Source organism: Epilithonimonas sp. JDS (genome assembly GCF_021261315.1).
GTDB lineage: Bacteria > Bacteroidota > Bacteroidia > Flavobacteriales > Weeksellaceae > Epilithonimonas.
On record NZ_JAJSAX010000003.1, the window covers coordinates 12,244 to 35,117 of the forward strand.

At 36.6% G+C, this 22,874-nt stretch carries 20 protein-coding genes; 6 read left to right on the plus strand and 14 right to left on the minus strand.

The genetic code is table 11. From position 1 onward, the window contains the following. Positions 1–569 precede the first annotated feature (569 nt). A complete protein-coding gene (locus tag LUD75_RS10640) occupies positions 570–1,715 on the plus strand; it encodes a glycosyltransferase (RefSeq protein WP_232705658.1) in 1,146 nt (381 codons plus the stop codon). Between the two features lie 1,020 nt (positions 1,716–2,735). Here the strand turns inward: LUD75_RS10640 and LUD75_RS19115 are convergent. Further along, the gene (locus tag LUD75_RS19115) at positions 2,736–3,308 is read right to left on the minus strand and encodes an NmrA family NAD(P)-binding protein (protein WP_317207318.1); all 573 of its coding nucleotides are present in this window, start codon (positions 3,306–3,308) and stop codon (positions 2,736–2,738) included. Beyond that, positions 3,293–3,670 carry an NmrA family NAD(P)-binding protein gene (locus LUD75_RS19120; RefSeq protein ID WP_262908197.1) on the minus strand — a complete coding sequence of 126 codons (378 nt, stop codon included), beginning with the start codon at positions 3,668–3,670 and terminating at the stop codon, positions 3,293–3,295. Before LUD75_RS19120 ends, LUD75_RS19115 begins: the two co-directional genes overlap by 16 nt. Positions 3,671–3,928: 258 nt before the next feature. On the opposite strand from LUD75_RS19120, the gene LUD75_RS10650 reads away from it, so the two are divergent. Next, a complete protein-coding gene (locus LUD75_RS10650) occupies positions 3,929–4,237 on the plus strand; it encodes a helix-turn-helix domain-containing protein (protein ID WP_232705659.1) in 309 nt (102 codons plus the stop codon). A 291-nt stretch (positions 4,238–4,528) separates the two neighbouring features. On the opposite strand, the gene LUD75_RS10655 is transcribed toward LUD75_RS10650, so the two are convergent. Then, on the minus strand, positions 4,529–5,521 hold the full coding sequence (locus LUD75_RS10655) for a YhdH/YhfP family quinone oxidoreductase (RefSeq protein ID WP_232705660.1): 993 nt from the start codon (positions 5,519–5,521) through the stop codon (positions 4,529–4,531). A gap of 110 nt (positions 5,522–5,631) precedes the next feature. On the opposite strand from LUD75_RS10655, the gene LUD75_RS10660 reads away from it, so the two are divergent. After that, positions 5,632–5,970 carry a helix-turn-helix domain-containing protein gene (locus tag LUD75_RS10660; RefSeq protein WP_232705661.1) on the plus strand — a complete coding sequence of 113 codons (339 nt, stop codon included), beginning with the start codon at positions 5,632–5,634 and terminating at the stop codon, positions 5,968–5,970. Positions 5,971–6,179: 209 nt separating this feature from the next. Here LUD75_RS10660 and LUD75_RS10665 read toward each other — a convergent pair whose 3' ends face one another. The 6 genes from LUD75_RS10665 to LUD75_RS10690 form a co-directional block, all read right to left on the minus strand. Next, on the minus strand, positions 6,180–8,771 hold the full coding sequence (locus LUD75_RS10665) for a T9SS-dependent M36 family metallopeptidase (protein ID WP_262908198.1): 2,592 nt from the start codon (positions 8,769–8,771) through the stop codon (positions 6,180–6,182). Between the two features lie 10 nt (positions 8,772–8,781). Next, positions 8,782–10,098, minus strand: coding sequence for a T9SS type A sorting domain-containing protein (locus LUD75_RS10670; RefSeq protein WP_232705662.1), 1,317 nt, complete (start codon positions 10,096–10,098; stop codon positions 8,782–8,784). Further along, entirely contained in the window at positions 10,095–11,426 is a 1,332-nt protein-coding gene (locus tag LUD75_RS10675) for an ELWxxDGT repeat protein (protein ID WP_232705663.1), read from the minus strand. The genes LUD75_RS10670 and LUD75_RS10675 overlap by 4 nt, the downstream gene beginning before the upstream one ends. Positions 11,427–11,504: 78 nt before the next feature. After that, positions 11,505–12,962: an ELWxxDGT repeat protein gene (locus LUD75_RS10680; RefSeq protein WP_232705664.1), complete on the minus strand. Its 1,458-nt coding sequence runs from the start codon at positions 12,960–12,962 to the stop codon at positions 11,505–11,507. A gap of 238 nt (positions 12,963–13,200) precedes the next feature. After that, entirely contained in the window at positions 13,201–14,274 is a 1,074-nt protein-coding gene (locus LUD75_RS10685) for a hypothetical protein (RefSeq protein ID WP_232705665.1), read from the minus strand. After that, entirely contained in the window at positions 14,271–15,725 is a 1,455-nt protein-coding gene (locus tag LUD75_RS10690; protein WP_232705666.1) for an AraC family transcriptional regulator, read from the minus strand. The genes LUD75_RS10685 and LUD75_RS10690 overlap by 4 nt, the downstream gene beginning before the upstream one ends. A 340-nt stretch (positions 15,726–16,065) precedes the next feature. Between LUD75_RS10690 and LUD75_RS10695 the strand changes: the two genes are divergently transcribed. Genes LUD75_RS10695 through LUD75_RS10705 form a run of 3 tightly spaced genes read left to right on the plus strand, consistent with a single transcriptional unit; the run spans position 16,066 to position 17,151 of the window. Beyond that, positions 16,066–16,389 (plus strand): hypothetical protein, encoded by a 324-nt coding sequence (locus LUD75_RS10695; RefSeq protein ID WP_232705667.1) that lies wholly within the window; start codon positions 16,066–16,068, stop codon positions 16,387–16,389. Between the two features lie 5 nt (positions 16,390–16,394). Beyond that, a complete protein-coding gene (locus LUD75_RS10700) occupies positions 16,395–16,835 on the plus strand; it encodes a hypothetical protein (RefSeq protein WP_232705668.1) in 441 nt (146 codons plus the stop codon). Next, positions 16,795–17,151: a hypothetical protein gene (locus LUD75_RS10705; protein WP_232705669.1), complete on the plus strand. Its 357-nt coding sequence runs from the start codon at positions 16,795–16,797 to the stop codon at positions 17,149–17,151. Before LUD75_RS10700 ends, LUD75_RS10705 begins: the two co-directional genes overlap by 41 nt. Before the next feature lie 660 nt (positions 17,152–17,811). Here LUD75_RS10705 and LUD75_RS10710 read toward each other — a convergent pair. From LUD75_RS10710 to LUD75_RS10730, 5 genes are all read right to left on the minus strand, one after another. Further along, the gene (locus tag LUD75_RS10710) at positions 17,812–18,609 is read right to left on the minus strand and encodes a Cof-type HAD-IIB family hydrolase (RefSeq protein ID WP_232705670.1); all 798 of its coding nucleotides are present in this window, start codon (positions 18,607–18,609) and stop codon (positions 17,812–17,814) included. Between the two features lie 70 nt (positions 18,610–18,679). Then, positions 18,680–19,744, minus strand: coding sequence for a UDP-glucose--hexose-1-phosphate uridylyltransferase (locus LUD75_RS10715; RefSeq protein WP_317207319.1), 1,065 nt, complete (start codon positions 19,742–19,744; stop codon positions 18,680–18,682). Next, entirely contained in the window at positions 19,713–20,900 is a 1,188-nt protein-coding gene (gene galK, locus LUD75_RS10720; protein ID WP_232705672.1) for a galactokinase, read from the minus strand. The genes LUD75_RS10715 and galK overlap by 32 nt, the downstream gene beginning before the upstream one ends. Positions 20,901–21,056: 156 nt before the next feature. Beyond that, a complete protein-coding gene (locus LUD75_RS10725; RefSeq protein WP_232705673.1) occupies positions 21,057–22,010 on the minus strand; it encodes a transketolase family protein in 954 nt (317 codons plus the stop codon). Between the two features lie 12 nt (positions 22,011–22,022). After that, entirely contained in the window at positions 22,023–22,871 is an 849-nt protein-coding gene (locus tag LUD75_RS10730) for a transketolase (protein WP_232705674.1), read from the minus strand. Between the last annotated feature and the right edge of the window lie 3 nt (positions 22,872–22,874).

Consider the following 22,874-nt stretch of genomic DNA (forward strand, 5'->3'; position numbering starts at 1 on the left):
TTAATTAGACTTCATAACACTATCAGTTCCCTGTGTTTTTTTATTAACACCAAAATTACAATACTTTATATTAAAGATCATTAACAGGTTTAGAAATTATATGGGTAAAAATATCTTAAGGATGCTTTAAAATAAAACCAGAGAGCCTGGTCTGGCATAGGACTAAGTCGTTTCCTTGTTTTTTAATTTGTGTTTTATAGCATTGAAACGACCCTATGTCTATTTTAAATAGACACCCACTTAAAATAGTAAAGATTGCACAACATAGATTTCGAAATGCTATTTATAGAATAATCTACCGCATAGATAATATTGCAGCAAGCAAAAAGGCACAATTACCCTTTTTTCAAATTTGCATTTTTTTAAGCTGAACACAATTTAATCTGAAAGAGAAATAAGGAAATTATAGGTATGGCACAGGGACAAGTGAAATTGATAGCAATTTTTTTCATAATATTTTTAGGGTTCTATCCCTGTGCTTTTTTAAAACAATCCCATTTTTATAGGTATAGTTGGTACCGGAGTAATGGTTTAAAGCTGGATTCACTAATCTTTGATCACATATTTTTATGAAGAAAAAAATATTGTTTGTTTACTACCAGAATATAAAACAGGGCGGAATTTCAAAAGCTATAGCAAAAATCACTGAAAATTTGGCTTATAAAGATATTGAGATAACAATATTATTCCTGATGTCTGAGCATGAGGACTTTTTTCAAATCGATAGCCGAGTAAGGAAAATATATCTAGACACGTTTGATACAACTCAGTACAGATTTGCATCAGCTCTTTATTATAAAAGATATTTTGCAGGTTTAAGTCGTAAGTTAGTAAACTACAGTTACGACTTGGGATCATTTCTTATGCTGAAAAAATGGATCAGCGAAAATCACCAGAACTATGATCAAATTATTTCCTGCTGGTATAAATTATCTACATTTCTAACTTTCACCGAAGCTAAAAAGAAAGTGATTGCCTGGGAGCATATCAACTACAAGACAGGAGGATTATTATATTACCAATGGCTTAGGAAAAGATATTCTAAGCTGAAGGGCATCATTTGCCTGACAGATGAAGCTGTCAAATTTTACAAAACGATAAATTCAAATACTGTCAAAATATCCAATATCATCGGTGATGATTATGAGAATGCTGCTATAAATTTTTCTGAGAAAGAAAATAACATATTTCTCGCCTGCAGGCTCGAACCTGAAAAAAACATTGACGAGTTTCTTGAGATCGTTAGCATGACAAAAATGCCGGAGAATTGGACGGTCAATATAGCAGGAAACGGTGCAGAGTTTCAAAAACTCACGGAAAAAACAGTTGCACTTGGATTAAAAAACGTAAAATTTCTCGGAAGCATAAATTCTGATATGATGGTGGATCACTTTAAGAAATCTAAGATTTTTTGTATGACCTCTGTGGTGGAAGGACTGCCAACAACTTTAATCGAAGCTATGTTTTGTGGCAATGTGCTGATCAGTTATGACTGTCCTACTGGTCCAGCCGAGATCATCAATAATCGAAATGGTTATCTTATTCCCCTACACGACAAATATCTTTTTAAAGAAAAATTACAGTATTTAATTTATAATGGGGAGGGATTAGAATTACTAATGCGATTATCCCTTAATGAATCCATTAATTGGGGAAAAGCTGACATTATCGAAAAGTGGAAAAAGATGCTTAGTCTGGAATTTGAAAATAGTTAAAAGTGACAAGATGTGTTTTGACAATAAAATAGCAACCTTAACATCTATTTGGATAATTGTGATAATAGTAGTTAATATTTTATCTATTTCTATCATTTGCATATTATCCAACACTAATATCACTTTATATATTGGCTTGGTTTTTCTTATGGCAATACTAGCATTTAAATTTTTGACCCTTAGATATTTCAAAATGGAAATAACAGGCGGAAATTTTTGTACGACGTATTATACACCATTTAAGAACCGAGGTGACATGATAGTTATGGAGCAGCCACTTGATAAAATAAATTTTTGTAAACTTGAAAAAAGCATCATTTCACATTATATCTGCATTGTAATATCCAGAAAAGAAAAAAATGAGATGTTTTGTTATGAGGTAGGCATTTTGTCTAAGAAAAGTATTAGGCAAATCAATGAGGTCTTTTATACTATTAATAGGAACACTTAGAATTAATAGATGCAACTTAAATTATTGATTAATTTTATACGATCTGATTTAATAAAATACCAGCAGGAAACTCTAAATGCATTCCTATGGATTTGAAGCTTCTGCAAATGATTTTGAAGGCTATCTTATGATGAAAAACGGTACTATCGAAATTCATTTTTTTTGAATTCAAAGATTTGATATCAACTGAAAATTACGGACAGATCTACATCCGGACTTCTAATATTGAGGCTCTATACAATTATTGTTTAGGTAAGAATATTAAGATCCATCCGGCAGGAAGTCTAAGCGAAAGATCTTGGGGTCAGAAGGAATTTTCACTTTTTGATCCCGACAACAATTTGATCACATTCGGACGGGCCGCAGTGTGAATCCATAAGTGACAATATTTTTACGATGTATAGACTTTATCCGATACCCCAAATTGATTGTCTGGGGATTATGTAACTTGTAACACCATAATACTGTGATTAAAAATGAAGTTTTTATAACTGTAATCTGCAACAAACTTTGTAATTCAATTTGTCGGATAATAATTATAATTTGTTGAATATCATTATACTTTCCCACTATTTATTATAAGCTTCCCATTCCATATTATTTTTCGCCCATTGTTTGGCAGAGGTTGTCGGAATTCCGTTCTTGCCATTGAAGGTATTCTCCAGCGGCCAGGAAACACCTCTTCCTGCTCCGAATACAGAACGGTACTTTTTAACAAAATTGGTAGGATCTTTTTTAAGTTCATCTGTAATCTCTTCCATATCAGAAAGCGTAAGCTCATACTTCCGGCCTGATAATGATTCTGCAATATCAGCCAGATCTCCGTAAGTGATCGTATCACCGGCGATATAGACGATCTCATTTTCAATCTGCGGTTCTGTAAAGAAAATCTCAGCGGTAAGCCGTCCAATATCATCCGGTGTGGTCAATGTAACTGCCGTATCCCATCCACCTATAGCATTGATTAATCTATTTTCCATATCTAAAATACCGAAGAACGGTTCAAAAAGATAACTGGTAAACATACCTGTAGAAATAATAACCCATTTTGTGGCACTTTGTGATCTCAAAAGCTCTCTCACATCAAGCTGCTCATCAAAAAGATCCTGCGCGCTTCCCTGCCCTATCACTTCAAAGTCCACTCCGAACTGCCAGGGAAAATATCTTTTGACACAGGCATCAATATCGCATTGGCCAACTTCAGCTGAAAACCTCCCGCGCCTGTTCCATAACCTGTACACGAAACAATAGCGTCGTAATTTCTGAAAATATCAATAAGCTCAGAAGACGTAGCTGACAGGTCGCCCGCAAGCAATTCCACACCCAATTCCCGGATCTCTCTAACATTCTTTTTCTTATCTGGATCTTCAGAGTTGATCGTTGCTTCTCTCAACAGTACGGTTACTGTGATGTTATTATAGTTTTTAGCCTTTTTTGATATATTTCGTATAATAGGCATACCTAACTCACCTGCACCCAAAATTAAAACTGATGTATTTTCCATATTAAAATAATTAAAATTTGAATCAATTATCCTAATGAATTCTTCTTGATATGCAAAATTACCACCTTCAAACCCAAAAAACAATAAGACACCTCATTGTGAGCTACGTACATCGATGTTAGTTTTTTGAGTTTTAGTCACATTAATTTTAAATGAAGGTCAAATTTTATTTTCTAAATGCATCACTATTATAAAGTTCCTTTTGACAAAAGTTTTTTCATCAGAAAAATCTATCTTTATTTGCATTAAATATACTTTATGGAAAGACTGATGACGGACGAAGAAATCGTAAATGCCTGGGACGACATTTGCAAGGTACTGAACAAAGAACAGGATCAGCTTAAACATGATATACTAAATCATGTCGGCAACAAATGGTCACTCTTTGTAATCCATGGCTTGGGAATAGATGGTAAAATGCGTTTTACAAACTTGGAGAACCACATCAAGGGTATCAGTCAACGGATGTTGACCAAATGCCTGCGCGAACTGGAGAGAGACGGGCTCATTTTACGGACCGTCCATCCCGAAGTGCCGCCAAAGGTCGAATACGAATTAACAACTTAGGCCGTGGCTTATTGGTGCAGGTTACTCCGCTTTGGTTATGGATTGCCCGTAACAGCAATGAGCTGAACCAGGCAAGAGAAAACTATACGAAATAGGCCAAAGGCCGATGGACATACCTGAAAATGTTTGTTGAACACCATCTCAGTGCTTAAATGGCTGTTCAACAAAGTACACTTTAACAACTAAACTTCCGAAAGATGATAATAATATAACTTTTTCTATAGGAGAAATAATAAAAAATTATGAAAAAATAAATGTCATCGGATTATCTATTATAAGAAATATAATTGGCTAATGTTTCACCACAAAACGCTTTTCCGCACCTCCTTTAAGGATTGTCTCCAATGCATCCGGCAGGTCTTCAATTGAAATGACCTGTACCATTTCTGATAAAAAATCCGGTTTGAAATCATCGGCAAGACAACTCCATATTTCCTCTTTAAAGGATAATGGCTGTTCCACAGAATCTATACCAATCAATCTGATCCCTCTCAAAATAAAGGGATAAATGCTCGTAGCCAGGTCCCCGGATGCCACATTACCGCAACATGTTACTGCACCTCCGTATTTGAGAGATTTGATCATTCCCGACAGTATTTTTCCGCCAACGCAATCGATACCTCCGGCGAAATCGGTGGCTGACATTGCCCGTGCATCATATTTTGCGGTAAAATCTTCCCTGGAAATCACTTCTGATGCTCCAAGTGTATTCTTTATATAATCATTGTTATTTTTTCCGGAGATTGCGACCACATCATATCCTATCCTTGCAAGGATTGCGGTAGAAATACTGCCTACGCCTCCCGTAGCACCGCTCACCACGATTTTCCCCTTATCCGGAGTCAGTCCTGATTTAATAAGATTAAATACGGAAATACCAGCTGTTAAGCCCGCAGTACCGTAACACATTGCTTCAAACGGCGTTAATCCATGAGGCAATCTGATGACCCACCCGGCAGGAACACTAATATATTGTCCGAAGCCACCCCAGGTATTCATCCCAAGGTCATATCCCGTGACAATAACAGAATCTCCCTCCTTGAATAAGCCTGACTTTGAAGAAACCACTTTTCCGGCTGCATCAATTCCCGGTATATGAGGGAATTCTCTCGTTACCCCCTTGTTTCCGGAAGCAGACAAAGCATCTTTATAATTCACGGATGAATATTCCACTTCTATCAATACCTCATTTTCAACCATTTCGCTGAATGGCACCTCTTCAACAGCGTTATTGTAAACACCTTCACTTTCTCTCACCATCAAGGCCCTGAATGTTCTGCTCATAAGAATAATTTTTAGTAAATTTGATAATTAAATTATTAATAAACAATAACTTACAAAAAGGCCATATACTGCATAAAAGTTTAGTTTATTGATTACCAGACGATAAAATTATGCCAGAGATAGAAGAAACTGAAACGGTCTGCCCATCGGATGTTTTCCTGCAGGTTATCAAAGGAAAATGTAAAACAACTATTATTGTCCTGATCAAAAAAGAAAGGAACCGCTTTACTGAGATGAAAAAAACACTTCCCACTATCAGTGAGCGGACAATCGCCAAACAATTGAAAGAACTGGAAAGCGATGGCATCATTACCCGCAAGGTTTTTAATGAAGTTCCCCTGAGGGTCGAATATTATTTGACAGAATACGGGGAAAGTATTTATCCCATTGTTCGGGAAATGCGTAAATGGGGGTATATGCATCTCCAACACTTACATAGCGTTGAATAGATTAACATTCATAGTGAAATCGAACACAATTTCAACATTTAGAAAGTAGGAAAATTTAACTTACTTTGAGGAAAGTTCTTTCCTATAAAAAGATTGAGAATACGCTCTATCATTTTTCATTGGGACAGAGAAGACCTGACTAAAACTGAAAAAAATGTCACCGACTGGAAACATTCGGTGACATTTTAATCATATCAAAAATATTTAATCTATCTGTTGATAATCAGTTTGCTGCTGAAAGTAACACCAATGCCATCACCGACTAAGATGTAATTTCCCTTAGGAAGTGCAGAAGTATGGACAGATTCTTTAGCGCTGACTACTTGTTCATCCACTTTTTTACCAGATATATCAAATATGGAAACTTTTATTTTTCCTGTGATTTGTACACCATTCATTTTAATGAATACCTCATTGCTGGCAGGGTTAGGATATATAGAAATTTTCTTATTGACACTTATTTCAGAAGTTCCCAACGAACATTCCGCAGGAACAGAAAAATCTTCTATCTGGTCTGAGATGGCATTAGGTAAAGCTCCTCTTGTTGCTCCAGCACTAGCGCTTGCTCCCAGCCCACGTTTGGCAAATGTATTCCATATCATACATTTGTTCTCACCGTTGTTCAGGTCTGCATCTGCAGCGATGATCGCATCTCTCCCAGTTATGAAACTCGGATAGCAGCCCTGTATTTTCATAGCTTCCATTACAAGTTGAACTACCTTACCGCTTCCTGAATTCGGATTATTAGCAATATCATTCGAATAACCGTATTTATCCGCAAATTTCCAGTGAAGATCCCATAACATGGTTGCCCAGATAAATCCTACACCGTGAACATCAACATAAAGACCTCCTGTGCCATCATCCAGATATTTTCCATTGGTGTCACCATACGTATAATCATTGATTGCAAAGTCAGGAGAATATTTGGCCGGCCTTATGCCTGGACCATTTGCACTTTGATTCGACACAAAGCTACCTGTAGATCTTGGTAAAGAAGCTGTAGCATTAGCCGCACCTGTTACCATCAGTGCCATAAAGTCTGACCATCCCTCACCCATCTGCTCATTAGCATACGCCGCGTTCAGACAACTGTAACCATTACCGGTACTTCGTGTAGAGATGCCGTGAGTATATTCATGCGCTATCACACCATTATCAAGACTTCCGTCAACATCAAAGGTATTGTATTTTAGATTGACGTTAACATTGACATTCTGGTTTATCTTACCTTTAATTATCTGTCCTTCTTCGTTATCAATTAAGATTCCAGGTATTGATACCGTTGCGTCAGTACCACTCATATTGATTATTGTCTGTCCAGGAGTCTGATTATAGATTATAACGCCTTTCGCACCCTTATCCTGTGCTTTTTTGAATTTGACATCAAAGTTACAGGTGCCTCGTTGAATCAGTGCAATTTTCCCTGTCAAATTTGTATTGGTCAGGTTAGTACAAGCATCTTCAGGTGTTGCCACCACAACATCGCCTGTCAATGGTGAATTCACCGGAAAGGCACCTCCAAAATCAACATTATATCCTGCTGGCGGTTTTCTGTTAATTAGATCTGATGGCGCATTGTAGCTCAACAAATAACCGTATCTCCACAGGTACATCTGCATCCTCGGAGAAAAGCCGTCGGGTGGTGTCGCAAAGTTGGCATTATTAAGAGATGCGCCATCTCTTGACTCCGATAGAACAGGGTCATAATCAGTATAAGGTTCACCTTTATCAAAGTTGCTTGACTGGAAATTACGACCAGCCTCGTCAAATCCAAATCTGTAGAAGATATCATGCATCTTGTTGGACGCATAGAATAAATTGGTGATTGAAGCATTAGTATAGGCTGTTACCGGCTGGGTCAAATCCAAGGGGAAATCAAAAAGTTTCTGCGAACCGCCATCGGCACTTGCACCAAATGCATTGGAACCATTTAGATCGGTATAAGCATAGGCATTATTTCCTCTAGTGATATTGTAAACTTCGTCACCATCATTTTGCCACCCTAATGGCGAGGCATCCAGAAACCACGGATTGGTTTCCAAAGACCGTTGCCCGAAATTAGGCGACTCTACAGGAAATGGATATACTCGGTAAGACGCATTGTCCACCAGAGCGGAGCTGTTATTTACGATTTGGAAAACAGCTTCTTTTCCCGACGTATTGTGAATGCTATCCAACTGATGTTCTGAAGAAAAAGAATGATCGTGAAACTGGCAAGATACCGTAAGGTTTGTTTTGTCAATGACAGTCCCTGTTGCTGCATCAACGATGATATCCCAGTAATTATTGGTACCCTTCTCGAAGAAATTAATAGCATAAGCCAATTGCAACTGACCTTTGTTCGTTGGGAAATAAACCAGTTTAGACACTACCGTATTATTTTTTCGTCCATCAAACGTATAGTCGCTCTTATCGCCATTTAGATTGGCCAATGATAAAATGGTAGAAAAATCCTTAGCAACATTCAATGATGGTTTGCCAGCAGGAGTACCATCTGTTATCGCTATAAAATTGTCGGACATATATTTCACGGTATTATTGCGCAAAAGGACAGAAGAAATCGCACCATAAATTGGGATGCCTTTGTAAGTTTGCTGGATGTTGACAACTTTGCCGTCAGAATCTTTTTTAGATTCGGAATGAATGATTTCAAAGGTCTTTCCGAAAGTTGTTTTACCTGAAACCAGATATTGTTCTATGATAGCCCTGTCGCTATTCTGAGCGTGCATCACGGTACCTGCAAACAGAGCGACTGCCGCTATCGTAATTTTAAATGTATGTTTGTGATTTAGTTTCATTAGATAAAAATTATTTTTTAATGATTTTCTGTGACGAGATTTTACCTTTATCATCTGTAAAATTGATGATGTAATTACCGATTGGAAGGTGGCTGATGTCAATCATCTTGGCATTCTGGTAGCTGGCAACCTTTTGACCAGCAATATTAAATACGGTTGCATCTTTGATTTCGGTTTTCAGGAAAAGATAGCCTGATGTAGGATTGGGATAAAAAGAAGTTTTTGCTTTGCCCACTATTTCTTCACTAGCCAAGATGTTACTACAGTCTGTTGCGAATACAGCTGTCGAATCTTTTTGCCAAAGTGGCTGGCTGGAGCTGTATGCTACATCATCTACCTGAATACATTTCAGATTTGGGCTTGTGTGCGCAAAGAAACCGATGGCGTTTCTGTTGTTACCGTTTTTAATGTTGATGAATCTCATTTTTTGATTTTCAATGGCATTAACATAAATCAGATCTCCGTTTTTAGAAGCATCTACTTCGGTCAGCTGAGAATAATTGGCATAGAAATATTGCAGCATAGAATGATTGGTAAGATTGATGACAGGTATCAAGGTGCCATCCATTACAAACTGTCTCAAGTAGAGTTGTTTGCTAATGTCAAGCGACGTGATAGGATTAGCCTGAATCATAAAAGTATCGAGCAGAGGATTGTTGGAAACATCAATCTGCTGAAGTTTATTAAGTCCTAAGTTAAGATAGGTCAAACGCGTATTTTTCGTCACATCAAGCGTCGATATTTGATTGGAGGCAGCATTAAGTTCGGCGAGTCTAGGGTTTTGTGTGACGTCAATGCTTGATACTTTGTTGGATGCGAAATACAAGTTGGTCAATCTCGGGCATCCTGTAACATTAAGCGCTTCGATTGCGTTGAACATAAGACTGATATATGACAATTGAGGATGTAATCCGAAGGTCAATTCTTTCAGGTAAGATGATTTGTTAATGTCGACCGCTAAGAGTTTGGAATTTTGTGACAAATCCAATTTGACAAGTTGTGAATTGGTAACCAGTACCTGGTTAATCTCTTTGTTTGCAGTTACATCTATTGTTCCCACTTTGGAACCATTAATAGTTAAAGATGTAAGATTCTTGAAATATTTTACTTCTGGGACATCTTTGATGTTTCCGGTAAATGTGAACCCCCCTTTATACGCCTCAGCTTCGGTCATCTGTATCTCGCCATCTTTATTAGTGTCAATACCGGTGTAGAGCAGGATATATTCGAGGAAATTTTCGTCTGCGAAATTGATGTTCTGTGCTTTTGCTGTCGTGAGAGCGCTACTTAACAGCATCAGCCCTATTGTTGCTAAAGTTTTTTTCATTTTACAATTATTTTAGTGGTGTTAACAGCTCCTTCTTTGGTTTTTCCAACCATAATGTAGCTTCCATTGGGAACTGATAAATATGCTTTGTTATCATTGATTTTAACATTCTGATTTAGTAGACGCCCGTTCAGATCATATAGATCATAGCTGCTATAGTCTTTTCCGCTGAAGAAGATCTCCCCACTCGTAGGATTAGGATAAACCATTGAATTTTTTTTGCTTAAATCAGAAACAGCCAAAGTAGGCAGTTCGATCTTGTAAAGCTCTTGCCCATTAGCTACGTTTAGTTTAGCAGATAGATAAAGTGCACCATTATATGATTCCATCTTGCCAAGGACAAAATTGGTATATCCTGGTCTAAGTTCTAATGTAAGCTTTGTGCCGTCCGCTGTCCCATCGCTTTCCCAAAGCCTTGCTTCGCCGGAACCATCACTTGCCAGGAAATATAGCTTACCGTTCAGTTCTGTCAAACTGCTGGGGTTAGATGCCGCAGAACCAGGGTTGATATCTTTGACCAGTCTAGTTCCTTCCTCAGTGCCATCCGTTATCCATAATTCCGTACCATTGGCTCCATTGTTGGCACTAAAAAAAACCTTGTCACCCACTTGCCTCAAATTTCCTGGGAAAGAGTTTGCTGTGCCGGGATTAATATTCTTGACCTCAACAGTACCTTCTGTTGTTCCGTCGGTTTTCCATAGCTCAAATCCCGATGTGTTAGAACCAGCGGTAAAGAACAAAGTATTTAACTGGTTGCTGTAATAGAAATTTTGAGGATTGGAAGTTGTATTAGGATTAATGGTTTTAATAAGCGAAACCGCGGTACCATCGTACATATATATCTGGGCATTGTTAACGCCTGCTAATGGGGATGCGGCCAATATAATTTTGCCATTGACAGCGCCCATCTGACCAGTTATCACAACAGGTGTGTCAATATTGTGTATAGTGTTCTCGGAAAAATACCATAATTTATTATTCAATCTGTAGAAGATCTTGTCATTAGTCTGCAAAAGATTTGCAGCTGTGGAAAGTCCTGGGCTCACTAGCTGCGCACCTTCCACACTATCATAAGAATAAAGACCTGTCGTACCGATCATGGTTAGAAAATGCAGCTTATTATTGTAATTCATAAGAGAAATCGGCAAAGAACTTGAAGTACCAGGGTTTATATCAAAGGCCAGATTTGTACCTTCCGCAGTACCATCTGTGGACCAAAGTTCATTACCGTAAGTAGGACTGCTGGCATTAAAGTAAAGCTTACTGTTGTATGTAAAAAACTCTGCCGGTGTCGACGGATTTGCGCCGGGGTTAATATCCTTGAGCAATGTAATGCTCTGTGCGCTTAGAGCGTTGGCTATAAAAAGAGTAAATACTATTTTTTTCATATTGACTTTAAAATTTTATTATTGAATGATAACTTTATTAGATGCGTGAGTTTTCTTGTCCTTAGAAGTGACTTTCAGTATATAGTTTCCTGCTTTTGAATTAAGATCGACCTTGCTGTTTTCAAAATTTCCAGCTTTGATAAGACGACCAGTTGTGTCTAACAATTCAAATGTGCCAGAAGTCATATTGCTGATTATAATTGCCCCTTTAGAAGGATTAGGATAGACATTCACTTTGGACGTCGATATATTGTTGATAGCCAAGGTTTCGTCAGGAAGATTAACCTTATATAACTCTACACCTATTTGATCAGAGGCATTTACTCTTGCAGAAACATACAAGTTATCATTATACATAGCTAATCCGAATGCTGCTGGAAGGGATGAAAGCAATTTGGTGCCGGATTCCGTGCCGTCAGATTCCCAAAGTTGTCTGACACCGCCGCTGTTATTTAGAAGGAAGTACAATTTGTTTTTAAAAACTACTAATTTCTCAGGAAATGAACCAGTTGAACCTGGCAAAATATCTTTCAGCATCTTTGTTCCCTGCTCCGTTCCGTCCGTGACCCAAAGCTCTGCACCGCTTGTAGCACCATCCGATGCAGAAAAATAGATTTTTCCATTGTACTCCGTAAAGTTTGCCACACCAGAACCTGCTGTTGCAGTAGCAGTATTAATATCCTTAACCTCAATAGTTCCTGTAACAGTTCCGTCTGACATCCATAGCTCTTGTCCATTCCCACCATTCGCCGAGAAGAAAGATTTACCAAGAGCCGGACTGTAATAGAAATTCTGCGGATAGGCAGTTCCAGAAGGATTAATGGTTTTTAAAAGATCCAGCGTATTGGTGTTCATGCTAAAAAGCTGATACCAAGTTGGGTTTGTAGCTGTCTTGTACTGTCCGTTGGCAATGATCTGTTGCCCTACATTTCCCACGAACATCACGTTCACGTTATCATCAACTATAACCGGCTGTAAACTGTCATCCAGAGTGTAAAGGCGTTGCGTATTAGGCGTCACCGTACTGTTAGTTGCCTTGAAATAAAGCTTATTGTTACTTATAAGGAAATTGGATGCAAACTTCGCAGTTGTAGAAACTGTTTTAAGACCTTCGTCATTATTGTAAGACATTAGGACACCGGAAGTGTTAGTTCCATTCACAGGAAGTGCCGCTATAAAATAAAGCCTGCCACCAAAGTTATAGAGATTTGTCGGAGAAGAAGAAGATAGACCAGGAGAAATGTCCGCCACTATTCTGGTTCCAGCTTCTGTTCCGTCACTTTCCCAAAGTTCAGTTCCTGTGACAGAACCTGTCGGACTGTAAGTAGCACTGAAATACATTTTATTATTGAACACCATAAAGTTAGACGGCGCAGAATTACTCTGACCGGGATTAATGTCCTTCACAAGTGTGAAAGTCGTCTGAGCAGATAATAGTCCGCCTAAAAGAATTGCTAAAAAGTTGATTTTTATCATATCAATAAAATTTTCTTTAAATGAAATTAAGTACAGTAAATGATTAAGAAAAATTATCTCTAAATTAAATTAATTTGTAGATATTTTATCTTATCATTGAGGATCCTAAAGTATCAATATAAACTTTAAGAACATACAGAAGCGCTGTCACATTTGCGAAAAATACTCAAATATGATAGCTTAAAATAGAAGGTAAATAATTTTAAATGAAAGACTTACATTTTAATGATAAACCTTTTCAATTCAGACGTAGTTTTTTGGAAAAACGATAGAAAAGCAGGGCTAATGACGATAAAATAACGACTAAAACAAAGATTGTAACAAAACTCCATATTACGTTATTATTACTTTTTTGGATAAAATTTGCATTATCATTAATTACAAGTCTTTCAATCATTTCGTTTTGTGATTCAGAAATTTGCAATAATGAATGGTTATATTTATCAAAATAATAAAGGTAATTTTTAGGTTTTTTTCTCAAATAACTATTCTGAGCCATCAGTCGATAATAAGCAGAAGTCAGCTCTGGATCATATTGAACAAAGTCTTTGACCTTAATAGTATTTAATAAATGACCAGCTCTATCCAAATCTTTTCTTTTCAAATAGATATCGACCAAGCCCACAGAGGCAAAATATTTATTATAACCCAATCCATCATTTTTGCTGTCCAGAACTTCGATGTAGAGATTTTCTGCATCTTTGCTTTTCCCGATTGATTCCAGACAAAATGCCTTCTGTACATCTATTAGAAGCTGATTAGTGACAGTTATATTATCTTTGGGTAACCGGTTATAAACAGACAATGCCTTGTCAAAATATTTTATAGCAAATTCACAGTTAAGTTCACTTTTGAAGACAATGCCTTTCACATTATATACATTTCCTTGCAAAAAAAGAAGATCTTTGGGCACGGATATAGCATTCATTAGATTCTCTGCCGCATCTAAATTCTTCTTGGCATCTGCATTCATATTGATTTGCTGATATTGATTTCCGAGCATCGATAAAAACCTGATCTGATTGATTTTATCGTTATTTTTCTTGGCCATCTCAATGCCGTAATTGCAATTTTTAATAACTTCGCTTATTTCTCCTAGTACCATTTGTGCATTGACCAACTTTGAAAGAGCATTGACTTTAGAAGCATAATCCTTTGCTTCATGCAACATTTTGGTCGATATGAGTGCTGATTTTTCAGGATTGGTGAAAATAAGGTCGGTCGCGTCTTTCACATTCTTATTCTTCTCTGTGTTCTGTCCAAATACAGCGAAAACCAAAAAAATCAATAATATGTTGAGTACAGCTCTCATTCGTTTACTTTTTGGAGAAATTCTGTTGGCGAAACATTCATTCTGTTTTTAAAGATCGTTGTAAAAAGGCTGTGGGAGGAAAATCCGCACTCGTCTGCAAGATAGCTAACCTTATATTTTCGGTATTCAGGCTCATTTCTGATTTTAGTAACAATGTAATCGATTCGCAGATCGTTAATGTAAGTATTGAAATTGGAATTTTTATGTTTGTTAACTACTTCGGATAGATATTTAGGATTGGTGTCGAATTGCTGAGACAAAGTCTTTAGCGATACCGTTTTTTGGATAAATTTCTGATTTTTTTCAAATTCTTCAAGCTTGTTTAATATTCGCTTTTCTGTTTTATCAGGAATGACAAAATTTTTAACCTCTGCATTTATATTTACTTCTGTTACGGGTTTTGATCTGAATTTGAGCCAGTAAATTAATAGGATAGCAATGATAAAAATCAAAATAATCAAAAAATAGATATACTGAAATACCTGTTTCTGAACCTGAAGTTTTTCCTCATTCATCCTATTGAGATGATTTACCATCATTGCTTTTGCTACAGATTTTTTTGATTCAATGGTTTGGATAATGTTAAAATAGTTAGAATTAGCCTTTTCTAAAGTTTTAAATTGATTTATTCCTGCCGAGGCTTTTGCCAGATTTCTGTAGTAATCTGCCTTAAGCTTTATATTGGAAATACCTGAGGCTGAACTTTGAAAATTTTTTAAAAAATTATAAGCTGCTTGCGGATTATGCTTTTCCAGTTCTATTTTTGCTAAAAAATTAAAAACCAATATCTCGTAATACAAATCTGGTTTAGTATTTTTTACTAAAGTCAAGGCATAATTTTTTAAAGAAACTGATTCAGTGCTCTTCTCGTCAAGGAGTTCTGCCAGCCAGATCGTACTCTGAATCAAAGCTTTGCTATTGCCCGCTTTTTCATAATCGTATGAAGCTGATCTTAACATAGATATACTTTCAGATTGAGAAAATCCATCGAAACTGTTTCTGTCAATTGCCAAATCAGGAAAAGTCCTCTGTATTGGAAATGGAGTATCTTTTATATCAAAACTGTTGTTATTTAACTTTCGACTGAAACCTAAATCCTGACAAAGTTGTGCATATAAATATTGATAATAAAAGAATATTTTTGATTTTCTGTCATCTGAAGCAATTTCTTTTAATTCAGATAATACGCCAGTAGCTTCCTCGTAATCGCCTTTTATAAGCAATGATTTTATGCGGAGAATTTGGGCATCAGCAGGTGAAATTTTGGAATAATATTTCAATAGCGGTACAAGCTTTTGACTGCTATATTGCATCTTGTCTAAAACCTCTTCTCTTAGAATTGATACATCGTTCTGGGTTTGAGAGGTAAATAATCCAATAGCACAGACGCAAAGGAGTATTGCAAATCGCTTTGCAAGTTGATTAATCTTTATTTCCTTTAGTGTTGACATTATATGAATTAACAAAAATAGGTAATAAATTTCTCTTTTCAATATAGTAAGTTTTTTACAATCTCCGATACTTGATAGATGTATAAAAGGCAGCAGAGTAAAAGTGTAGAATCTTAGGAAGTTATTTAAACTGAGTTTTTATCTTTTGACAGCTTCTCAATTATTTTAACGCAACGAGTAATACAGGAATGATTTAGCAGTTGTGTTCTATCATCGAAATCGTCAAAAAAACTTTCAAATAAGTAGCACTATTTCGTTGAAAACTATATAGATAATCAAATTAATCAAAAATATCAAGGTCCAATTATTTAATTTAATTTTACTAGAATTCAGTTGGAAATTGATTAATAACATCTTCACCCCTGTTCCAAACGAAGAAAATTATGAAGTTTATGTTTCTGAACTAAATACGTTTGCGGGAATGCTCACGCAGCCTAAACTATATTCAGAACTAAATATTCCAATTGTCGAAACACAGAGGTCTATCGACATCAGTGCTTGGAGAGGCAAAAAGATATATATTGGTATAAGACATCACAATACAAGTTGTGAAATCCCGACTACATCCTCCTATTCATCCCTTCAGATTGATGATTTAACAGTTTCAAAAGTTTTAGGATGTACCACCGCTAGTATCCACAGTCTTTATTCATTCCGACATTAGACGGCGTGATAAATACCATAGTAAGTGATGGTGCAACAGGAGAATATTCCTTGGTTCAATTAAAAGCTGGCGTTACCTATTTCTTCTCAACGTCTAATACAAGCATTTATAATACAATAGCTACAGAATCACAAGATATTTTAACTAGTGGAATTGGTGAATTGACTTACGTTTCTCTCGTAGACCAAAAAATTCGTTTTTATTCACATAAAAATACCAGCTGTGCAGGAGATCTATCTGTTTTCTTTGCGAGATATGTAAGAACTCTGACAGCTTGCGAAGAAAATAAGGTTACAGGTATTTCCAGTCAATATTTCGAACTGGGAGGTGCTACAAACCAGAGATTGGCAGTAGATATAAGTGCATCTTCCACCGGTAATTTTTCTGTATGGTTTAGAACCTATTATGACAGCGAATGCAACCACATTCAAGATTACTTTCTATAAAAACACAACGTCTAATCTTCCTGGTAATGTTTTAACAACCAAAACTCCAACTTCTGCTAAAAAAGAACTCGTAGCAGGAAACTTTTACAAATACATCTTGGTTTTCGATGCACCAGTCGTAATAGATACGGGAAAAACTTATTGGATGGAAGTCGAGACCAACGCAACAGGATGGCACTCTATCCATACTTCTCATTTCGGAAATTTTGGAGCTGGTAATAATGATCAAACTGGTGGGCAATGGGCAAGCTTGCAGGAGGTTGGTGTTGATTTCGCTTACAGCATTCTTTGTTCTGCTTACCTTGGAACCCAATGATAATCAACTGGCAACCAAAATAAAATACTATCCTAATCCGGTAATTGACGAACTGCATTTGCAAACTGATAAAAAAATCAAGGATCTCAATGTTTACAATATTGCCGGTCAGAAAATATATTAATCATCTAAAATCGCAGATAATAAACTGGATAAGAGAAAATACCCCAAAGGAATTTATATTTTAACAATTAAATTTGTACATGGAAAATATGAAACCATCAAAGTAATTAAAAAATAGATACACAGTATCTTTTCTTAAAATGTCCGGTTTATTCGGGCCTTTTTTTTATTTTAATCTCAAAATTTATAGTTAAACAAAAAAAATGATATCTTCTATATTAATTACCAAATCATTGTTTCCAAGCTGTTATAGCACAGAGCTTACTTACATTACATAGCACACCTTCAAAACGTTATCTATACCTGCCATCAAATGGCTCGAATAGAGTGCTGGCATGTTAGAAACACCGACAGTTGAAGTTTTTCACTTCTTTGTCGGTTTTTTTATTTCCTAACTATTGATAATCAAAGCGATGCTTTCAGCAAAACTGTTGATTATTTCGTTTAAAAATACTGACCATCAAAGAATTATTTATTCCAAAACATAACTTTTTCCAATTTTAGAACAATTTAAAAACGGGGAGTTAAAACAAAAAATTATGACTTCAAATAATCCTTTATGATTTCCAACACACCAAATTCATCATTTGAAAGGGCAGAAAAAGACGCAACCTTTTTCACAGAAGAATGTGCATTCTTCACAGCAAATGAATACTTTGATTTTTGCAACATGGTAATGTCATTCATATAATCGCCAAATGACATCGTTTCGGAAGGTAAAATATTCAATTTTTTCTGGAGAATTTCTAACGCTTTGCCTTTGTTGATGTTTCGGTTCATAATATCAACCCAATATTTTCCGGAAATCACGACTTCAAGGTTTTTTTTCTCAAAATTTTTGAGGTAAGGATAAAGATTTTCTTCAGATCCTTCGGGATGATATATTGCAATTTTAAACGTATTATCCTCTAATTCAGTTGTTAGGTCATCTATTTTTTGATTTTCCGTATAATATCTGGTAAAATACTTGACGAATTGTTCATCGTCACTTTCATAATAGGCTTTTTTCTTCGCTGACAATACCGTTCTTGCGCCAGGAATTTCACGAATGATTTCGATGATTTCCTTTACAAATGAGTTTTCTAATTTGTCTGCAAAAAGCTCTTCATTCTTATAAATCACATAACCTCCGTTTTCAGCAATAAAGCCGATTTCGTTTTCTATTTCTTTAAAATACTGAGTAATTCCGGGCATCTGTCTGCCACTGGCAGGAATAAAAAGGATATTTCTTTTTTTTAGTTCTTCATAGATTGCAGGAAAATCCGGACTCACTTCATAATTTGAATTTAGAAAAGTACCATCCATATCTGTGACAATCAGTTTAATATTTGTCATAAAAGTATCTTATAAAAAAGACTAAACGAATCTTTTTGATTTAATTAAAATTAAAATTTGCTGTTTAATATTATCGGCATTTATAATGTACAACCGAAAGATTTTTCAATATTTCCGCACTTTGTTCTGCCGTAATGTCACGCTGTGCTTCGGCCAGCATTTCGTAGCCAACCATAAATTTTTTGACTTCTGCATTTCGCAACAAGGGCGGATAAAAATGTATATGAAAATGCCATTCCGGATGTGGTTTTCCATCAGTTGGCGATTGATGAATTCCCGCTGAATAGGGAAATGAAATCTCAAAAAGATTATCGTATTTTATGGTTAAATCTTTTATTATCGCCGCTAAAGAAAGTTTTTCAGAGTCAGACAATTCCAAAATATTTTCAGCCTTTTTCTTGCTTATAATCATCGTTTCATAAGGCCATATTGCCCAGAACGGAACCATAGCTACAAAATCTTCATTTTCAAGAATGATTCTTTCGTTGATTTCCAACTCTCTTTTCACATAATCTTCCAAAAGAGAAGTTCCATTTTTATCAAAGTATTTTTTCAGATTTTCCTGTGTTCTCAAAACTGTAGACGGAATCGAAGATTGTGCCCAGATTTGTCCATGTGGGTGCGGATTGCTGCAACCCATCACACTTCCTTTGTTTTCAAAAATCTGAACGTGGTTGATGTAATCTTCTGCTCCCAAATCTTCGTACTGCTGCCGCCAGACATCAACTACGTTTTTAATGTCATCAACTTCCATTTCCGGTAAAGTAAGGCTGTGATTTTCCGAAAAACAAATGACTCTGTTGATGCCACGTTCCGGTTTTAATGAAAAAAAATCTGACTGTTCATCAGAAAATTCAACATTATCTTTCATCAAAGAACCAAAGTCGTTCTCAAAAACAAAAACACCTTGGTAATCAGGATTTTTATCACCGTTCACACGTACATTTCCGGAACATAAGTAACAATTCGGGTCGTGAGCAGGAAGTTTTTGTTCGGCTACTTTTTCGGTTTGTCCCTGCCAGGGTCGGTTGGCTCTTTGTGGAGATACCAGAATCCACTCATCCAAAAGCGGATTGTATCTTCTGTGAGGATGTTTTTTCTGATCAAACGACGAATTCATTACTTTTGTATTCATTAATTCCATCCGATATTTTTACACGGTACACTTTCATTTCGATTTCAAAATCTGCTTTGTATTTTTTGTTGATGTTTTCAATCACTTCATCCACATTTTCATCTTTAATAAGATTGATGCTGCATCCTCCGAAACCGCCGCCCATTATTCTTGCGCCCAAAACTCCGTATTCCTTTAAAGTTTCCTCAACCAAAAAATCGAGTTCTTTACAACTCACTTCAAACTCTGTTGAAAGTCCTGAATGTGTTTCAATTAGAAGCTGTCCTAAATATTTTACATTGCCTTCTGATAAAGCTTTTGCAGCCTTTTCTACTCTTTTTATTTCTTTCAGAAGATACAGACATCTTTTGTAAGACGTCTCTCCTATTTCAGCTCTCACATTATCAAGCATTGAAAAGCTGAAATCTCTGAATTTCTCTACTTCCGGGAATTTTTCCCATAAAACTTTTTTACCGTTATCGACATCATTTCTCCTGTCATTATAGCCGGAAGTCATATGCGTGTGTTTTACACAACTGTCAAAAAGCACAAGACTATAACCATCCAGATTAGCCTCAAAATATTGGTGCTCCAGAGAATTGCAGTCGAGCATAATTACTTTATTCTCTTTACCAAAAACGGATGCAAACTGATCCATAATTCCGCATTTTACTCCAACAAAGGTATGTTCGGATTTCTGACCGATAAGCGCCAGTTCTTTTTTGGTTAATTTTAAATCAAAAATCTGGTTGAGAATATAGGCAAATCCGCATTCTAAAGCTGCCGAAGATGATAACCCGGAACCCATCGGAATCGTACTGCTAAAAGCGATTTGCAAGCCTCCAGTGTGTTTTCCGCTTTCCTGAATGGCATTGAAAACGCCTAGCAAATAATTGACCCAAGTCTGCTCAACCGGAGTTTGTTTTTGATGAATATTAAAACTGAAAGATTCATTAAAATCTTTCGCAAAAAAAGTACAGGTTTCTGAGTCATCCACCTTTTTCACGGCAAAACAAATATGTTTGTCGATAGCAGCAGGAAGAACAAAGCCATCACTGTAATCAACGTGTTCGCCGATAATATTAATTCTTCCGGGAGCCAGAAAAAAACTTTCAGGCTTAGACTGAAAGGCATATTGAAACGCCTCTTTGGTACGATTGATTAATTTCTCCTGCATAGATGACTGCAATTTATGATTTTTTGAGTGATTGAGTTTTAAGATTCTGATATTTTCTTTAATGCAATTTGTCATTATGTAAAAATCTCATCAGCTTAGATTCCTACAGAATGACAAATGGCTATAGATATTAAAATATCTCTCTATCAACCAAAACTATTTCCTTTTCATAACTTTTTTTACAGCTTCGACAATGGATTCTGCATTAAGTCCATATTTTTCCATCAATTCAGCTGGCGTTCCACTTTCTCCGAAACTGTCGTTTACCGCAACATATTCCTGAGGTGCCAAATACTCTGTAATCAAAAGCTGCGCAACGCTGTCACCCAATCCGCCAAGTTTATTATGTTCTTCAGCTGTTACGATACAACCTGTTTTTTTAATTGATTTTAAAATCGCTTCAGAATCCAGCGGCTTAATCGTATGGATATTAATAATTTCTGCATCAATTCCTTCCGCTTCCAAGATCTCCCCAGCTTTTATGGCTTCCCAAACCAGATGTCCCGTTGCAACAATCGTCACATCTTTTCCTTCATTCACCATCCAAGCTTTTCCGATTTCGAAAGTTTGATTTTCATCCGTAAAAACGGGAATCACTGGTCTTCCGAATCTCAGATAAACAGGACCTTCGTAATCTGCAATCGCAATAGTTGCCGCCTTGGTCTGGTTGTAATCGCAAGTATTGATGACCGTCATTCCAGGAAGCATTTTCATTAATCCAATATCTTCCAAAATCTGATGTGTTGCGCCATCTTCGCCCAATGTCAATCCTGCGTGAGAAGCACAAATCTTCACATTTTTATCGGAATAAGCCACCGACTGACGAATCTGATCGTAAACTCTTCCGGTAGAAAAATTGGCAAATGTTCCTGTAAACGGAATCTTGCCTTCGATTGCCAAACCTGCTGCAATCCCAATCATATTGGCTTCTGCAATCCCGATCTGGAAGAATCTTTCAGGTGCTTTTTCAATGAATTTTTCCATCTTCAAAGAACCAATGAGGTCGGCACAAAGTGCTACAACATCTGGGTTTTTATCTGCAAGCTCTGCCAATCCGGCTCCGAATCCGCTTCTGGTATCTTTACTTTCTGTGTATGTGTATTTTTTCATTAATTCAAAATTTTAATAATCTCCCAAAGTTTCTTCTAATTGATCCAATGCTTTTGCCAGTTGCTCATCATTCGGCGCTTTCCCGTGCCACGCATGTGTTCCCATCATATAATCTACGCCGTGACCCATTCCGGTTTTGAGCAAAATACAGATTGGCTGTCCTTTTCCGGTTAGAGATTTGGCTTGATCCAAGACATTAAGAATTTCTTCAAGATCATTTCCGTTTTCTACTTCCAGAACTTTCCAGTCAAAAGCTTCGAATTTTGTTTTAAGGCTTCCCAGTGAAAGAACTTTTGAAGTTGGTCCATCAATTTGTTGTCCGTTGTAATCAATGGTTGCAATGAGATTATCAACCTTATTGTGAGATGCATACATTATAGCTTCCCAGTTTTGCCCTTCCTGCAATTCGCCATCGCCGTGAAGACTGAAAATCAGATTCTCATCTTTATCCAGTTTTTTACCAACAGCGTGACCGATTGCCACCGACAAACCCTGACCAAGAGAACCCGAAGCTATGCGGATTCCCGGCAGACCTTCGTGAGTGGTTGGATGGCCTTGTAATCTGGAATTTAGTTTTCTGAAAGTCAATAATTCTGATTTATCAAAATAACCGGCGTGCGCCAAAATGCTGTAGAAAACCGGTGAAATATGACCATTGGAAAGATAAAACGCATCTTCACCTTTGGCTTTCATATCGAAGCCTTCTTTTCTTTTCATCACGTCAAAATAAAGCGCAACTAGAAAATCTGTACAACCTAGCGAACCGCCCGGATGACCAGACTGACAAGCGTGAACCATTCTTACAATATCCCTTCTCACTTGAGAAGCGATGTTTTGGAGTTTTGAAATATCGTGAGCCATTAA

What these genes read in the sequence shown, in the direction of transcription:
- LUD75_RS10680 (WP_232705664.1), bottom strand. Translation starts at nt 12,962, where the DNA reads ATGATAAAAATCAACTTTTTAGCAATTCTTTTAGGCGGACTATTATCT.
- LUD75_RS10660 (WP_232705661.1), top strand. Translation starts at nt 5,632, where the DNA reads ATGCCAGAGATAGAAGAAACTGAAACGGTCTGCCCATCGGATGTTTTC.
- LUD75_RS10640 (WP_232705658.1), top strand. Translation starts at nt 570, where the DNA reads ATGAAGAAAAAAATATTGTTTGTTTACTACCAGAATATAAAACAGGGC.
- LUD75_RS10655 (WP_232705660.1), bottom strand. Translation starts at nt 5,521, where the DNA reads ATGAGCAGAACATTCAGGGCCTTGATGGTGAGAGAAAGTGAAGGTGTT.
- LUD75_RS10705 (WP_232705669.1), top strand. Translation starts at nt 16,795, where the DNA reads ATGACAGCGAATGCAACCACATTCAAGATTACTTTCTATAAAAACACA.
- galK (WP_232705672.1), bottom strand. Translation starts at nt 20,900, where the DNA reads ATGCAGGAGAAATTAATCAATCGTACCAAAGAGGCGTTTCAATATGCC.
- LUD75_RS10650 (WP_232705659.1), top strand. Translation starts at nt 3,929, where the DNA reads ATGGAAAGACTGATGACGGACGAAGAAATCGTAAATGCCTGGGACGAC.
- LUD75_RS10715 (WP_317207319.1), bottom strand. Translation starts at nt 19,744, where the DNA reads ATGAATACAAAAGTAATGAATTCGTCGTTTGATCAGAAAAAACATCCT.
- LUD75_RS10730 (WP_232705674.1), bottom strand. Translation starts at nt 22,871, where the DNA reads ATGGCTCACGATATTTCAAAACTCCAAAACATCGCTTCTCAAGTGAGA.
- LUD75_RS10725 (WP_232705673.1), bottom strand. Translation starts at nt 22,010, where the DNA reads ATGAAAAAATACACATACACAGAAAGTAAAGATACCAGAAGCGGATTC.
- LUD75_RS19120 (WP_262908197.1), bottom strand. Translation starts at nt 3,670, where the DNA reads ATGGAAAATACATCAGTTTTAATTTTGGGTGCAGGTGAGTTAGGTATG.
- LUD75_RS10690 (WP_232705666.1), bottom strand. Translation starts at nt 15,725, where the DNA reads ATGTCAACACTAAAGGAAATAAAGATTAATCAACTTGCAAAGCGATTT.
- LUD75_RS10670 (WP_232705662.1), bottom strand. Translation starts at nt 10,098, where the DNA reads ATGAAAAAAACTTTAGCAACAATAGGGCTGATGCTGTTAAGTAGCGCT.
- LUD75_RS10710 (WP_232705670.1), bottom strand. Translation starts at nt 18,609, where the DNA reads ATGACAAATATTAAACTGATTGTCACAGATATGGATGGTACTTTTCTA.
- LUD75_RS10665 (WP_262908198.1), bottom strand. Translation starts at nt 8,771, where the DNA reads ATGAAACTAAATCACAAACATACATTTAAAATTACGATAGCGGCAGTC.
- LUD75_RS10685 (WP_232705665.1), bottom strand. Translation starts at nt 14,274, where the DNA reads ATGAGAGCTGTACTCAACATATTATTGATTTTTTTGGTTTTCGCTGTA.